Source organism: Paenibacillus sp. J22R56, assembly GCF_056269375.1.
In genome coordinates, this window is the sequence record NZ_JBWDNV010000002.1 from 155,646 (window position 1) to 171,423 (window position 15,778).

General features: G+C 46.4%; 14 protein-coding genes and 1 other annotated feature (1 of these 15 running past the window's edge). Of the genes, 12 read left to right on the forward strand and 2 right to left on the reverse strand.

Annotation, left to right across the window (positions count from 1 at the left end):
- Nucleotides 1-335 precede the first annotated feature (335 nt).
- The 5 genes from AC0YNT_RS04500 to mobB are packed head-to-tail and all read left to right on the forward strand — an operon-like array spanning nucleotide 336 to nucleotide 6,908.
- Nucleotides 336-1,640, forward strand: coding sequence for a molybdopterin molybdotransferase MoeA (locus AC0YNT_RS04500; RefSeq protein ID WP_475803538.1), 1,305 nt, complete (start codon nucleotides 336-338; stop codon nucleotides 1,638-1,640).
- Nucleotides 1,640-3,625 (forward strand): nitrite reductase large subunit NirB, encoded by a 1,986-nt coding sequence (gene nirB, locus AC0YNT_RS04505; protein WP_475804073.1) that lies wholly within the window; start codon nucleotides 1,640-1,642, stop codon nucleotides 3,623-3,625. Before AC0YNT_RS04500 ends, nirB begins: the two co-directional genes overlap by 1 nt.
- Nucleotides 3,610-5,778, forward strand: a complete 2,169-nt coding sequence (gene nasC / locus AC0YNT_RS04510; protein ID WP_475803539.1) for an assimilatory nitrate reductase catalytic subunit NasC — start codon at nucleotides 3,610-3,612, stop codon at nucleotides 5,776-5,778. The genes nirB and nasC overlap by 16 nt, the downstream gene beginning before the upstream one ends.
- The gene (gene mobA / locus AC0YNT_RS04515) at nucleotides 5,775-6,386 is read left to right on the forward strand and encodes a molybdenum cofactor guanylyltransferase (protein ID WP_475803540.1); all 612 of its coding nucleotides are present in this window, start codon (nucleotides 5,775-5,777) and stop codon (nucleotides 6,384-6,386) included. Before nasC ends, mobA begins: the two co-directional genes overlap by 4 nt.
- 3 nt (nucleotides 6,387-6,389) lie before the next feature.
- The gene (mobB, locus tag AC0YNT_RS04520) at nucleotides 6,390-6,908 is read left to right on the forward strand and encodes a molybdopterin-guanine dinucleotide biosynthesis protein B (RefSeq protein ID WP_475803541.1); all 519 of its coding nucleotides are present in this window, start codon (nucleotides 6,390-6,392) and stop codon (nucleotides 6,906-6,908) included.
- A 36-nt stretch (nucleotides 6,909-6,944) separates the two neighbouring features.
- On the opposite strand, the gene AC0YNT_RS04525 is transcribed toward mobB, so the two are convergent.
- Complete coding sequence (locus AC0YNT_RS04525; RefSeq protein ID WP_475803542.1) at nucleotides 6,945-8,873, reverse strand: ATP-binding protein; 1,929 nt, start codon at nucleotides 8,871-8,873, stop codon at nucleotides 6,945-6,947.
- A gap of 146 nt (nucleotides 8,874-9,019) precedes the next feature.
- On the opposite strand from AC0YNT_RS04525, the gene AC0YNT_RS04530 reads away from it, so the two are divergent.
- A complete protein-coding gene (locus AC0YNT_RS04530; protein WP_475803543.1) occupies nucleotides 9,020-9,754 on the forward strand; it encodes an alpha/beta fold hydrolase in 735 nt (244 codons plus the stop codon).
- Nucleotides 9,755-9,922: 168 nt separating this feature from the next.
- Nucleotides 9,923-11,335, forward strand: coding sequence for an arsenic transporter (locus tag AC0YNT_RS04535; RefSeq protein ID WP_475803544.1), 1,413 nt, complete (start codon nucleotides 9,923-9,925; stop codon nucleotides 11,333-11,335).
- 69 nt (nucleotides 11,336-11,404) lie between these two features.
- On the opposite strand, the gene AC0YNT_RS04540 is transcribed toward AC0YNT_RS04535, so the two are convergent.
- Nucleotides 11,405-11,860: an RNA helicase gene (locus tag AC0YNT_RS04540; RefSeq protein WP_167272269.1), complete on the reverse strand. Its 456-nt coding sequence runs from the start codon at nucleotides 11,858-11,860 to the stop codon at nucleotides 11,405-11,407.
- A gap of 134 nt (nucleotides 11,861-11,994) precedes the next feature.
- On the opposite strand from AC0YNT_RS04540, the gene AC0YNT_RS04545 reads away from it, so the two are divergent.
- The 5 genes from AC0YNT_RS04545 to AC0YNT_RS04565 all read left to right on the forward strand — a co-directional run bounded on the left by AC0YNT_RS04545 (nucleotide 11,995) and on the right by AC0YNT_RS04565 (nucleotide 15,616).
- Entirely contained in the window at nucleotides 11,995-12,321 is a 327-nt protein-coding gene (locus tag AC0YNT_RS04545; RefSeq protein ID WP_475803545.1) for an aminotransferase yhxA, read from the forward strand.
- 3 nt (nucleotides 12,322-12,324) lie between these two features.
- Nucleotides 12,325-13,569 carry a glutathionylspermidine synthase family protein gene (locus tag AC0YNT_RS04550; protein WP_475803546.1) on the forward strand — a complete coding sequence of 415 codons (1,245 nt, stop codon included), beginning with the start codon at nucleotides 12,325-12,327 and terminating at the stop codon, nucleotides 13,567-13,569.
- 13 nt (nucleotides 13,570-13,582) lie between these two features.
- Entirely contained in the window at nucleotides 13,583-14,026 is a 444-nt protein-coding gene (locus tag AC0YNT_RS04555; RefSeq protein WP_475803547.1) for a DUF350 domain-containing protein, read from the forward strand.
- Nucleotides 14,027-14,151: 125 nt separating this feature from the next.
- Nucleotides 14,152-15,450, forward strand: coding sequence for a stalk domain-containing protein (locus AC0YNT_RS04560; protein WP_475803548.1), 1,299 nt, complete (start codon nucleotides 14,152-14,154; stop codon nucleotides 15,448-15,450).
- Nucleotides 15,451-15,481: 31 nt separating this feature from the next.
- Complete coding sequence (locus AC0YNT_RS04565; RefSeq protein WP_475804074.1) at nucleotides 15,482-15,616, forward strand: stalk domain-containing protein; 135 nt, start codon at nucleotides 15,482-15,484, stop codon at nucleotides 15,614-15,616.
- Between the two features lie 86 nt (nucleotides 15,617-15,702).
- Nucleotides 15,703-15,778: a binding site (T-box leader), on the forward strand; it runs 139 nt beyond the window's last position.

Consider the following 15,778-nt stretch of genomic DNA (forward strand, 5'->3'; position numbering starts at 1 on the left):
GTTAGCGGCCTCTTTGCCGAAGGCGGTACAACATTGTACCCACCGGATCGTACGGTCACATCATTGTGAACCCAATTCGAATTATAGGGGAATCTCCAAACTCATGTCAATAAACTTAACACCAAATTTCGTAACTTCTGAAAAAATGATGGTTTTCCGACTATTTTACGTCACTTATATTGACATGTAAGCTTTCTTCCAGTATGCTCAAAGCAAATGTGCAGCACAACGATGTGCTGTCAACCCGGCAAAGAAGCCCGCTTCCCCATTTCGATTTTTCGATAGGGAACGGGCTTTTTGTGTTCATTTTGAGCAGTGGAGAGGAAGTGCCAGTTATGACTACCTTGCAGAAGCAGCAGCTTGTTGTATCTATAGAAGAAGCGATTGGTCATTTGTGTAAGGGAATGTCCCCTGGTCGAGCGGAGAAGCTGCCTTTGGAGGAATGTGTTGGCAGGGTGCTGGCAGAAGATTTCTTCACCCCTTTCCCAATGCCTCCATTCAGACGCGCGGCGATGGATGGATATGCGATCCGTTCGCACACAACTTTAAGTGCTGGTCCTGGCAGTGAAGTTATGCTTCGTGTCATTGCTGAAATCAAAGCCGGTTCATCCCGGAACTTTGTGGAGGAATGTACAGGCAGCAGATTAATAGATGATATTGATGCCGTTCGTATTTTTACTGGTGCTCCAGTGCCGCATCGCTACGATACTGTAGTCATGCAGGAGGTTGTTACTCCAATAAAGGGTGAAGACGACAAGCCATTATGGATAGGAATAGATCGGCACCATCCAAGCGGCAGACATATCGCAGAAGCCGGAGAGGATCTCGCTCCAGGCAAGCAGATTCTTGTGAAGGGGACAACGATTGGTGCAAAAGAAATGGCGGTGCTTGCTTCCTACGGACAAGGCGAAGCCCTTGTGTTTGCTAAACCTCGGGTAGTCGTACTGCCGGTAGGAGATGAGTTGCAAGAACCGGGAACACCTCTGTCAGCAGATCGCATCTATGACTCTAACGGACTTGTTGTTTATGCCTTTCTGAAGCAGCTAGGCGTCGAAGTGACCCGCAGAAAGCCGGTTCCAGATCATCCGGCCATTCTTACGAGGGAAATTGAACAGGCTGCTGAGCAGGCCGATCTTGTCATCACAACCGGCGGTATTTCGGTGGGGGATCATGATTATGTAGAGAGAGCAGCTGCACGGGCAGGCTATGAACCTCTATTTACGAAGGTGCTTATGAGACCAGGTACACCAACTTCGGCCTTTATAAAAGAAGGCAGCCTGCTGTTTGGTCTATCGGGTAATCCATCAGCTTGTTACTCCGCTCTGGAGCTATTAGTGAAGCCAACCATTCAATGGATAAAGGGGATGAAGAACTACCGCAATCAATGGCAGAAAGGGCGGCTCGAGGTCTCGATCGGCAAGCCATGTCCTTATCCGCGCTATATCCGTTCGATTGCTTCAATGGAGCTTGGCATTTGGCGGCTTACTCCTCTGCCTAATGACAAATCAGGCAATATTGCAGCCTTTGCGGAGGCGAATGCAATCGCGGTTATTCCGGCAGGCGGGAGAGGCGCGGCGAAGGGCGAGACGATCTCCTTTCTATTACTAACGCATATGGCAAACGGAGGATTGACGTTGTGATGAAGAGGAAACTTGCGGTAATCGGCAATGGAATGGCTGGCGTGAGATGCGTAGAGGAGATTTACCGGTTATCGCCTGATGCTTTCGAAATAACAATCATTGGAGATGAGCCTCATCCGAACTACAATCGGATCATGTTGTCCAAAGTGCTTCAGGGAGACACCTCCATTACAGATATTACAATTAATGATTTTAGCTGGTACAAGGAACGTGGAATTCGGCTGATGCTGAGTGAGAAGGCTGTACGAATTAATACCGGCAGCAAAAAGATCCATTTGGAATCGGGGAAAGAAGTTTCCTATGACGAACTTATTCTTGCAACTGGCTCATCGGCATTTATTCCTTCTATACCGGGTATTCAAAAATCGGGTGTAACGGCTTTCCGTAATATTAAGGATTGCGAGACGATGATGGAGGCTTCGGAATCCTATCGCAGGGCAGCTGTTATCGGCGGGGGGCTCCTTGGTCTTGAGGCTGCGCGCGGGCTGCTTAATTTGGGTATGGAAGTACATGTCGTCCATAATGCGTCCTACTTGATGAACAGGCAGCTGGATACCATGTCTGCGGATATGCTGAAGCGGGAGCTAATGGGGCAGGGCATGCGCTTCTGGATGGAGAAGCGGACGGAGAAAATAATCGGGCGGAAGCGGGCGGAAGGTCTGCAATTCAGCGACGGTACTAAGCTTATTGCGGATCTGGTCGTCCTTGCAGTTGGTATCAGCCCTAATATAGCTGTTGCGGCAAATAGCGGAATAAAGACGAATCGTGCAGTTGTTGTTGATGATTATATGCGGACCAGTGTTCCTCATATCTATGCGGTTGGGGAATGCGCAGAGCATGACGACACCGTGTACGGTCTAGTCGCACCGCTCTATGAACAAGGCAAGGTGCTGGCGCGGACGCTTACAGGTGTGGATACGGCTCCCTACAAGGGTTCTATTCCTTATTCCATGTTGAAGGTATCCGGTGTAGATGTGTTCTCGGCTGGCGATATTCAAGGCAGTGAGGTCCAAGTAGCGCTCCAGCAATACAACGGTCTTCAAGGCACTTACAAGAAGGTTACTGTTAAGGAAGGTAAGATAGCGGGAGCTGTCCTGTATGGTGATAGTACGGAAGGGATGAAGCTGCTAGATCTATTGAAAAAGAAAGCAGCTGCCGAAGTCCTTCTTGAGAAGGCTGAGTATTCAGGTGCCGGCGGGATGGATGGGGCTGTTCTGGCGATGGCGGATCATGAAACGATCTGCTCCTGTAATGGGGTGAGTAAGGGAGCTATCGTTCAGGCAATCGGAGAAGGCAATCTGCAAACTGTTGAACAAATCAGAGATAAAACGAAGGCCTCTGGTTCATGTGGCGGTTGTAAACCGATGGTTGGAGCAGTGCTTAATTGTGTGTTGTCTGGTGCAGGAGGAGTCAAGACGGTTATTCCGATTTGCAGCTGTACAACGCTTGGTCATGAACAAGTGAAAGAAGCCATTATAGCTAATTCTTATACAAATGCGGCTCATGTCAGAGCGGATTTAGACTGGAATCGATCAGAAGGCTGCCAGGTATGCCGTGCAGCCATTCCTTATTACTTGGGATTAGTCGATGAGAGTGATCGGAATGCGGTTAGACTGCCTTATCCTGTACGTTTTGAAATTTCCTCTAATTATTTAGAGCCTTCCGATGTATTGGTTCGTGATTTCTCTCTTTCTGCTGTTCCTGCCGGCTGGGAAGTATACGTTGGAGGGCATGCGGAGCATCCGGTGAAGCAAGCGCAGCTGCTTGCGGTGGAAGCAGAGGAAACAAATGCTCGGCAATTGGCTGCTGCCTGTATGCAATGGTATCGGGAATCTGCTTATTACGGGGAACGACCTTGGAAATGGCTTGATCGAATAGGCCTTCTGCCTCTTCGTGAGAAGCTGCTTGATTTGGAAACGCAAGAAGAGCTGTCGGAACGCTGGCAGGCAGCAGAAAGGATGGAGATGGCATGGAGCGGCAAATAGATACGATGACATTCTCGGCGGAGGATGCAAAAAAAGTAATGGCGACGCAGTGTCCTTTCTGCAGCGTGCAATGCAAGATGGAAGTGGTAGAGGACCGGTCGGGCCGCCGCCCGACTTATCAAGTAACAGCTATTCCGAATAAAGCATCGGAAGGCAGACTATGTGTAAAAGGGATGAATGCTCATCAGCATGCTGTAAGCCGGGAGAGGCTGTTATTTCCGATGATGCGACTTCAAGGCGAGCTAAAGCGTGTATCCTGGGAAGAAGCATTGTCTGCCATCAGCATTCGATTCACGGAGCTTCAATCTCAATATGGATTGAATGCGGTAGGGCTGTACGGCGGCGGATCGCTCACGAATGAATCCGCCTATTTGCTTGGCAAGTTTGCTCGAGTTGCTCTGAAGACCAAATATATCGATTATAATGGCAGGTTCTGCATGTCAGCTGCCGCCTCGGCAGGCGTGAAGACCTTTGGCATAGACCGCGGCCTAACGAATCGGCTTTCCGATATCCCTCTTGCACAATGCATCATTCTCGCAGGTACGAATATTGCGGAATGCCAGCCGACGCTGATGCCGTATTTTACAAGAGCGAAGGAAAATGGGGCAACGATTATTGTAATTGATCCAAGGGCTTCCGCCACTGCCTCCATTGCAGATATTCATCTGCAGGTGAAGCCGGGTATGGATGCCTCACTGGTGAATGGGATGCTGAAGGTTATTCTGGATGAGAAGCTGACGGATGAATCTTTTATCCAGAAGAGAACGAAAGGCTTCTCAGCAGTGAAAGAGCATCTGGATCAGGTTGATCTCGAGGAAGTTGAGGAGATGACAGGCGTTGGCATGGACAGGATCCGCAAGGCGGCGATTGCTTTCGGCAAGGCAGCGACGGGAATGATCTTCACAGCGCGGGGTGTCGAGCAGCATGCGGACGGACATATGGCGGTAAGGAATTTTCTCAATATGATTCTTGCAACGGGGAAAATCGGCAAAGAAGGCTGCGGCTACGGGGCGGTAACCGGTCAAGGAAACGGTCAAGGAGGCCGGGAGCATGGGCAGAAGGCGGATCAGCTTCCGGGCTATCGTCTGATTGAAAATGCTGATGACCGCACTTATATCGCTGGAGTGTGGGGGATTCAGCCGGAGGAGCTGCCAGGTAAAGGCGTTTCGGCGTATGAAATGATGGAGCTCGTTCATTCCGGCGATATTAAAGGGTTGTTTGTTATGGGTTCTAATCCGATTGTTTCAAATCCAAATGCAACATTAGTAGAAGAAGCTTTCGAAAAGGTTGATTTTCTTGTAGTGGCGGATATGTTCTTATCCGAGACGGCGAGGCTTGCGGATATTGTGCTCCCGGTCAGCGCATATCTCGAGAATGAAGGCACGATGACGAACCTGGAAGGGCGTGTATTGCTCCGGCAGGCAGGACGTCCCGCTCCTGGTGAAGCACGGCATGACTGGCAGGTTCTATGTGACATCGCTTATTCGCTTGGAAAAGAGAAGTTCTTTACGTTCCGGGATTCCGAAGATATTTTCAATGAGCTGCGGGTTGCGAGCCGTGGCGGCATTGCGGACTACTATGGCATTACGTATGATCGGCTGCGCAAGGAAGAAGGCATCTATTGGCCTTGCCCTTCTTTAGACCATCCGGGGACGCCGCGGTTGTTCGGTGAAGCTTTTGCCCATAAGGATGGATTAGCTGTATTCCAGACCGTAGAGAGTGAATCACCTGCCGAGCAGCCTAATGATGAATATCCACTCTATCTAACCAATGGCCGGATGTTATCGCATTATCTAACAGGGGTTCAAACCCGTAGAAGTCCGGTTCTTGCAGCACGTGAGGTGGAAAATATATTGGAGATCCATCCAAGTACGGCTGAGAAGCACAGACTGGAGGATGGGGCTTTAGCCAGCGTACAATCGAGCCGAGGTACCGTTATCGTTCGTACAAAGCTAAGTACAGCCATTCGGGAGGATACTTTGTTTATTCCTATGCATTGGGGCGATGCACAGAATGTAAACCGGGTTACGAATGCTTTGCTTGACCCGAACTGCAGGATGCCTGATTTCAAATCAAGTGCGGTACGCGTTCAGCCGCTTGCTGAGTATTTACAAGAGATAGCTGTGAGTACTAAGAAGGTGAAAGTGGAATGAACGGGCTTGACGGGATTATTCTAGCTGGGGGACAAAGCAGACGAATGGGCGGCAGCATGAAGGCGCTTCTTCCGGTTGGCGAGCAGCTTATGATCGAACGAGTGCGGGAGAAAATGCAGCTGCTATGCAGCAATATAACAGCTGTTGCAGCATCTGAAGAGCAGGCAAAGCGGTTGTCTGACCTAAAGCTGGCAACTGTAATCGATACTTCGCCAGGTCAGGGACCACTTGCCGCTCTTGTTACCGCCTTCCAATATAGCCGTCATTCAGCCCTTTGGGTATCAGCTTGTGATATGCCGTTTGTCTCCGAGAAGGCTGCTGCTTTGCTTGTTGATTACATGGAGCGAAGCGGGAGTATGGCGGCTGTACCGGAGATTCATGGCAGACTTCATCCCCTTCAGGCTGTTTATCGGGCGGAATGCGCGGAGCAGGCCCAGCAATGTTTATTGGACGGCGACTACAGCATGAAAGGGTTTCTGAAACGTATTCCGTATGTCCGGATTACGGAAGAGCCATTTGCTGCTGCTGGTATCCATCTCAACTTCGTTGATAACATAAATACACCTGATGAGTATCAGAATGCGCAACTTGCGGGAAAGGGGGTGTAGGTATTGGCAGCTGCAGTCTATCAAATTACAGGTTACAAAAATACAGGCAAAACAACCCTAATGTGCCGACTGATCGATTATTTGTCCTCTCGCAATAGGAAGGTTGCAACGATTAAACATGACGGTCATCCATTTGAGGCGGAGCCTGCTGGAGTAGATACAGCAAGACACCGTGCATCTGGCGCCGTATGGTCAGCCATTACTTCAGGTGAGCGGACCGCCATTGTAAAAGAAAGATCATCCTCACTGGAAGAATTGATCGCGGAAGCGCCACATGATGCATTTGTTCTGGTTGAAGGTTTTAAAATGCAATCATACCCTAAGCTTGTAATCGTTAGGCGGGAAGAAGATGAACGGTTATTAGGGGAGTTGTCAGGTATTACGGCAGTAGTCACCTGGCCAGGATATAGGTTGCAGGACAACTGTATTCCTGCAGGAGCAGTACTTATAGAGATAAATGATATAGATCGGATAGGAGATCATATAGAGCAAGTAGGCAAAGAGGCAGTCCTAAGAAATTAGGACCGCCTCTTTGCTTGTGTATTCCGTACTCCGTTTTTAATCCGTTTTTAACGGTACAGGGCTTTCGCTTGCAGGTATCCGGATAATTGCTTCCGTTCCGATACCTTTTGTACTGCTGAAAAGAATCGTACCTTTCATGGCCTCAATAATGCGGAAAGTGACCATCAGTCCGAGACCGGTGCCTTTTGATTTGCTGGAGAAATAGGGCTCTCCAAGCTTGTCCAGTTTTTCAGGATCGATGCCTTCGCCATTATCGGTGACGCGAATGATGATCTTGTTCTGATCCTTTCTCGCATGAACGGTTACCGAGCCATCATCCTTCGCGATCGCTTCAAGACTGTTTTTGATTATATTGATAATCGCTTGTTTGAATTTCTCGGCACTGCCCATGACGAATAGGTCTGATTCGGTTATAAGATCAAGTTGTGCGCTTTGCATGGCGGCAAGAGGGGTTAAAATATCTTGAATTTGATAGAGCTCTTCTGAAATATTCAACGTCTTGACGTCTTCCAGCTCCGGTTTGGCGAAGGTCAGGAATTCAGTAATAATACTGGATGCGCGGTCCAGCTCCTGTACGGCCACGTTCAGAAACTGGCGGTCTTTATCTACAGCTTTCTCTCCAACCAATTGGATGAAGCCTCTTGTAACCTGCAGCGGATTACGAATCTCATGGGCAATGGAGGCAGCCAGATGGCTGATCAGCTCCATTTTTTCCGAGCGTTGAATTTCCCGATTGAACATCTCCTGTTCCTCTGAATACTTCACTAACCGATCATGATCTCGAGAGAATTGCCTTCCCATTACCGCGATCAGTGATAGCAAGAAGGCTAGTAAGCCCCATTTCCAGTAAATAAGGTGATACGTTTCGTCTTTGAAATAATTGATGATTTCGGTAATCGAAATAATGGAAAAGATGGAATAGCCAACGGAGATGAGGATGGCATCACGATTTCCTTTCCACGCGTACCAGATCGCATGAATGGTCAAAATGACAACCTGTATGGATACACAAACCGTAAGAGGCACAACTTGAAGCAGACTGATGCTGATGGCAGGAATGATGGTTTTGCCTAGCGCCCATAGCACAATCACAATGACTGTAACCGGCATCAATACGATTCTGAATTTCCTCAGCATGCCATAAATACCCTGGCCAAGGACATTCTCGAAGAAGACAGCAACAGCAGGGGTAAGTAAAAACAACGCTAAATCAAATAAGGCTAGAAAAGGCTCTCCATGCGCTTGGAAATGATGGTATAACGCAGGTGAGTAAGCAAGAATAATCTCGCCTAGGCAAAGAATGATGAGACAAAGAGACATCCATAACACGATCTGCTCACGTTTCAAAAAGAACAGGCAAGTCATCATGATTAACGCGATGAACATAAAAGAACCGCCAAAGATTAACTCGATTAATCCATATCTCTCGTATTCAGGCAGCATCTGATAATAATCGCCAACTATAATTTCGGGTTCTAATGCCTGCCGCTCATCGGATAATCGAAGCAAAACAATCAGTTGGCTATTATGTGCCGCATTCTCTAGTGGAAGAAGCATATAATTCACATCGTAGCTATAGGTTCGTTCAACTTGATAAATGGGAGTGGGCTGCTGTGCAAACGATACGCTTACTGCGGTACCATAGACACGCTTCAGCCATATACCTGGCGTATTCCATTCCATATCAGGGAGCGATATCCGAAGCACCAGCGCTGCGGCGTTGTTAACTCGCTTAGGCATCGGGTGATTCTTGTCAGCATGCTGCCAATTATTCGGACGGGCATCTGCTGCCCATGCTGCGGAGAATGTCTCTTCTCGCGGAGGATTTAACCATTGATAATCCCATTCCTCAACACTTATAATATTCGGTTTCGGTTCTGTCTTGTCAGAAACCTGTTGAATCTGGTAAACGGAGCAAATTATTAATAAAACAATGCCCGGTACCAACAATATCGTTGATCGCATCTCAGTCACCTTCAACCCAAACTTTTGTCATCATTTACCATACTTGCTAATCTTACAAAATGCAATATATTCCAACAAAATGCGTATCAAATGTGAGGATAGAATGGTATAATAAAGCCATTTTTCGACAAGTCAGGGGGGGGCCTATGATTAAGGAGCAGTATGCTTCTAATGGTGAGGTACACATTCATTATTATGATTCAGGAGAACAGAGTGATGCGAAGCTGCCTCCGCTCGTGATCTGCCCAGGATTATCTGAAACGGCAGAGGAGTACCTGGATCTTATGCAGACAGTAGCACCTAGAAGGAGTATCGTCTTATCTTTCCGGGGCAGAGGGAAAAGCGATACGCCTGAGCACGGTTATGATCTGGCCAATCATGTAGCTGATCTTGAAGCCGTTGTAAAACATGTTGGTGTGACTTCCTTTCATCTATGTTCTTATTCTCGAGGTGTCTCGTATGCCTTGGGCTATACGCAGAAACATGAAGAGTATGTCCGTTCTTTAATAATAGGAGATTATCCGGCTGAACATCGGTCGATGACTGCTGATTGGGCAGTTGATTATATCGATAATTACTTAATTCCTTATAAACGTACGGAAAATATACGAGAAACAGCGGTATGGGGAATTCATCGTGATTCATCTCAAATCCAATTGGATCATCCACTTTATATTCCGGTGTTGGTTGCCAGGGGGCAATTAGAAGGCTCGTTAGTAACCGATTCGGATCTGGACCATTATAAACAGCTGTGTTCTTACTTAACTGTGAAGGAGTATGCGAGATCCGGGCATGCTCTAAAAGGCGAAGATAAAGATCAATTATTTGGAGATATTATTGGCTTCTTAAGTGCCGTGGATGAGGGAGGAAAGACGATCTAAAAGATTAAGGCTAACGCTTACGAGGTAAGAATAATCATGAACAGCCATCCGGCTATTTGGGTGATCATTCTTTTTAGGAGGAAATTTTGTTAATGCTTTAGCGGTATAAAACCTGTTATAGTACAGGATGGTAACATTATAGATACGAATTAAAGCGGGGATCTCACAGTGGCAATTATTGCAGTTATCATTTTTCTACTTACTTTAGCTTTTGTGATTTGGCAGCCTAAAGGGCTGGGGATTGGCTGGTCTGCTGCCGGCGGGGCTATTCTGGCCTTAATGTTTGGAGTTGTCAGCTTTGCTGATGTTGGAACAGTAACCGGCATTGTATGGAACGCAACGATTGCGTTTGTTGCCATCATCTTAAATTCACTTATTCTTGATGCCATCGGTTTCTTTGAATGGGCAGCCCTTCATATGGCACGGCTTGCCAAAGGCAACGGGAAACGGATGTTTATTTATGTGATCGTGCTTGGCGCTGCTGTATCAGCCTTTTTCGCAAATGATGGTGCAGCACTGATCCTGACACCAATCGTTCTAGCTATGGTGCGGGCGCTTAAGTTTGATTATAAAATGATCCTGCCGTTTATTATGGCTGGTGGTTTTATTTCGGATACGACTTCGCTGCCGCTCATTGTAAGTAATCTTGTCAACATCGTATCGGCTGATTACTTTGGAGTAGGTTTTGTGGAGTATGCAAGCAGGATGATTGTCCCGAACTTGTTCGCACTAGGGGCGAGTTTGCTAGTGCTGTATCTGTTCTATCGGAAAAGCATTCCTGCAAACTATGACGTTCGTGAATTGAAGGAGCCAAAGGAAGCCATTAAGGATCATCGGTTATTTCGTTTATCCTGGATTCTCTTGACGATTCTGCTGCTTGCTTATCTGGCGAGCCAATTCATCCAAGTACCCGTATCCATTATTACAGGCGTCATCTCCATATTCTTTATTGTCGCGGCGAGGCGCAGCAGCGCTATTCAGACGAAGAAGGTCGTCAAGGAAGCGCCGTGGGCAGTCGTTATTTTCTCCATTGGCATGTATGTAGTTGTATATGGCCTTCGTAATGCAGGATTAACGGATGCACTTGGGGATGTTATTCAAGTGATTGCCGATCAAGGCCTGTTTGTATCAACGGTTGGAATGGGCTTCCTTGCCGCCATCTTATCCTCCGTTATGAACAATATGCCAACGGTCATGATTGATGCTCTGGCGATTAAAGGAACGGCGACAGCTGGAGCGATTAGAGAGTCTCTTGTGTATGCGAACGTGATTGGGTGCAATCTAGGACCTAAGATGACTCCAATCGGTTCGCTTGCCACCTTATTATGGCTGCATGTTCTTGCGAAAAAAGATGTAAAGATCTCATGGGGATCTTATATGAAAGCAGGCTTTGTCTTAACGGTGCCGACCTTGTTAATTACACTTTCTGGGCTGTATGTCTGGCTCGAATTTATCCATTCCTACAGCGTATATGCAGGTTTTGGGATCGTTGGACTGGTTCTTGCTGTTGCAGTAATCATTACAGTCTTATACAAGCTGAAATCCGGCAAAAAGCAAAAAATAGAGAAGCGGATTGCCTAGACCAATCTGTGAGAAAAACGAAGCCCCAATTCCAATGCGGAAGTGGGGCTTCGTTCTTTTATACAGTTGTTATACTTCGGGCTCATCCATCCCACGGACATAAATCACGTAGCATCCACGATCCTCATCGATCTCGGTAGAGGTGGTGAACATCGGGCCATAGCCCGGAATATCAACGATATCCTTAAGCAAATACCGGATGACATCATAATGATTAGGACTTTGAATTTCAGTCAGCTTGCGCCCGCGTTCGTTAGGTTTTCGGAACTCGATGTAAATGCCGCGGCCACGGTAATTCACTTCATCTGCATACTTCTCATTAAATCCACGCTTCTTAACGATAAGCATTTCTTCTTTTTCTTGCATCTCATTGGAGGTTAGTTCGTATTGAATACCATTGGAAATCAGGTAAGTACATAATTGCCGCGCATACATTTCGTCGATTCCGACATTTGCGGATTGATATTCCATCAGCGGTTCATATTGATTAAGTCCAAGGTCGATAAAATAAGTTAATTTGTTCATCTCGATCACTCCGTATTAAAACTGATTTTATTATCATACCATCATTTTATGGAAACATTAACTTTCTTTCCTACCCTTCTTTCAAATGTGTTATAACTTTATAGGAACTATTAAGCTATGGAGGAAACTAGTCTATGAATTTAACTCAAAAAGCAATGCTTGGCGTTTCCGCTGTTGCCATGGCTACAGCGCTCACTGGCTGCGGCCAGTCGACCAGTTACCCAAGGACTGCAGTGCCTAACGACAGTCAATGCAGGGACTGGGAGTGGGACAGCTCGCAAGGGGTCTATCAATGTGATGATTCCAGCTCTTCCTATTATCGTCATTACTATTATGGCAATAGTTACTATTCATCCCGTTCTGCACTGCAGAAAAACAGCTCTTATTCCACTTATAAATCCAGCATCTCAAGCAAAACGAGCTCCGGGTTTGGTAAAGGAAGCTCGATTAGCGGAGGTTAGCGAGTGAATGAATTTGCTAAGGCAAGAAAAGCCTTCTACGACCAGATAGACGATTATTGGGCAGATTTATACGGAGAAGACTATTCTCTTTATGATTTCTATTCCCTTACGAAAGAAGAAGTCCAAAAGATTCGGGAATCGACGAACCGGATTGGCCATATTTTTTTCAAGACAGCCGCTTTGCTTCGAACCGTAGATGACGACACTTTATTATGTCTTGGTTTCCCAAAAGAAACGTTAACCTACATAAGAACTAGCAGCCTGTCTGTCGAGAGTGTAATTGCAAGATTAGACTTGGTGAGATCAGGCGATACGTTCAAATGTATGGAGATTAATTCAGATACACCAACTTTTATTAAAGAACTTCATGATGTAAATGGCTGTGTCTGTGAAGCATTTGATCAGCATAATCCGAATGAAGGATATGTGAAGCAGCTGGCGCTTGCCGTAGAAAAAGCGATTGTTGAGAGCTTTGAATACCTTGGCACTTCAAAGGAAGCCCCATATGTCGTGTTCACTGCACATGGAGACAATGTGGAGGATGCTCATACAGCAGCTTATTTAAGAAGTCTTATCCGTATTCCGTCCAGCTTTGTTCCGCTAGACCAGCTGCAAATTATCCGAGGTGTTGGTCTCTTTGACCAGGAAGGCCGCTTAATTGATGTACTATATCGGCAAACCTTTCCGGTAGAGCAGTTGATCGAAGATGAGGATGAAGCGGGGAATCCGATTGGGATTTGGCTGCTGGAATTGATTGAGCAGAAGAAAGTAGCGGTGGTTAATCCGCCTTCCGCGTTCCTGCTTCAGTCGAAAGCTGATCTTGCTATTATCTGGGGGCTTCATGAAGAAGACAGTCCATTTTTTACTGCTGAAGAACATCTATGGATAGAAGAGCATTTTCTCCCAACCTATCTTGAACCGGATAGCTTTCTTAAGCGGCAGACGAAATATGTGAGGAAGCCTGCTTTTGGCCGGGAGGGGGATACGGTTAAGATTTTTGACAGCAATGGTGTTTTAGCGGCAGAAGATAGTCATAACTCCTATGTGGATTATCTTCAGGTGTATCAGGAATACGTAGAGCTGCCAACTACGGCCTTTCAGACGGAAAAAGGGTTACGCCAGGGCTCATATATGTTCGGGAGTTTTCTGATTGGTGGAAAAGCTGGTGCAATCGGTATTCGGATCGGCAATCAAATCACAGACAATTTATCGTATTTTTTGCCGGTAGGCATAAATAAATCTTTGTAGGGAGCTAATCGTAATGGACAAAAATTTATATGTAGATTTCCTTGTTTATTCTTTAGTAGGCTTTGCGATTATGATCGTAGGTCTTCTCTTATTTGAATTGACGACCAAGAATAAAGAATTCGCTCTTATATTCAAAGGTAACGTCGCAGCGGCACTTTCACTCGGCGGCAGACTAGCTGGACTTGCAATCGTCGTGCGTGCAGCAGCTGAGAACTCCGTATCGCTCTCAGATATGCTGCTATGGGGTGTAATCGGGATTGTCGCTCTAGTTATTCTGTATTATGTGACAGAGTTTATAACTTACCTGTTCGGCAAAGCGCTTAAAGTAAACGTGACAATCTTCAAAGCGATTGAGCAAAACAATATTGCAGTAGGTATTCTTATTCTGCTTATCTCCTGCAGTGTTGGCATGATTATCGCGGGCTGCTTGACATATGAGCCTGATTTGATTGGGTAGGAGTGATGGATAGACTGTTTAGGGGGAATCCTATCAGTCTATTTTTTTTGCGTTTTTACCCTTTTGAATTTGGTATAATCAGGTAGGAATCTTACTTGAATTAATGGGAGTTGACGTTTTTAGTTATGAAGAACTTATCTGCCTTCCGTTTATTAATTTTAGCGATCATCGGAATAATGATTTTTCAATCATCGATTGTACAGGCTGCGTCTTCCGCTTCTAAGGGATGGAAGGCCATTGCAGTAGGTACCATTCACAGTTTGGCGATTAAGAAGGATGGGACTGCCTGGCAATGGGGAGATATTACAACCTATGGAGCAGAAGGAACAGAAACGAATTTATATGCGCTAGTACCAGAACAAGTGCCTGTATTACAAAATGTGATTGCTGTAGCTGCAGGGCAGGTACATTCCCTTGCTCTTCAAAAGGATGGTACAGTGTGGGCATGGGGCGGTAACGATAGTGGTCAGTTGGGTAATGGCAACACGGATAGCTTGGTTATTCCACACAAAGTAGAGGGAATATCTGATGTTGTTGCTATTGAGGCAGATTGGACCCGAAGCTTTGCCGTTAAATCAGACGGTACAGTGTGGGGCTGGGGAGGATTCTATTTCAAAGACTCTAAAGGTAATATCACTTCTCCTGATCGTCCAATTCAACTGGAGGGATTACGCGATATAATCTCGATCTCTTCTGGATATGGCAGTTTTGTAGCGCTTAAGAAGGATGGGACCGTGTGGCAATACGAGACGCAATTGCCGGGCATTCAAGATATCATTCAAGTAGCTGTTGGTGGTGAGTATACTTACGGGTTAAAAGAAGACGGAACAGTGTGGTATTGGGGAGCTGCCGGTATAGGCTTAGTCAATGGGGAGTCTGCTGCAAACGACTTGTCTCCTCGGATGCTTGAGGGAGTTAAGGACATTATTTCAATTCAAGCAAGTGCAGGCGGCCCGCTTATGCTGCAAAAAGATGGAACAGTCTGGGCTAGCGGCACGAACTCCGGAGGACAGTTAGGCAACGGCACTTGGGATTCGAGTGATGTGCCCGTACAAGTAAAAGGTCTGAAGAAAGTAACAAGTATCGCCGCACACGGAGTAGGTTTCCGATCAATGGCCATAAGAGCAGACGGTACATTATGGGCATGGGGTGGCGGCTTAGTTGGGGATGGAAAGAAGGGGAGTCGGACGATCCCGGTGGGGATTGCAAGTTACTCGAATGAAATATTAGATCAAGACCCTATCTTTGTCGAAATTGACGGTACAACATTACAAGTAGATCAGCCGCCTGTGAGTATAAATAATCGTATAATGGTACCCTTAAGAGCAATCATGGAAGCGTTAGGCGCTGAGCTGGAATGGCACGCCACTACTTCTTCCATAACAGCGAAAAAAGGAGATATCACAATTCAGCTCACTGATTAATAATCCAACTGCTTCGGTAAATGGGGAAAAGATTACACTCGACTCACCACCGACGCTAGTCAATAATAATACTCTTGTTCCAGCTAGATTTATAAGTGAGTCATTGGGTGGGAAGGTAACTTGGGATGAAAATGATAAGACCGTGACCATTAAAACAGGTACTTAAGTCTAGAAAGGGTCATGTGAACATCGTGTCTTCTTGACACATGGCTAACTTAATATTATAATCGGGGATAACCATGTTTTACTATACTTATGGCGTTGAAGAGGAACAGTAGTGTCGCGGGGCAAGGCTTAGAGAGCCGGCGGTTGGTGCAAGCCGGACCTG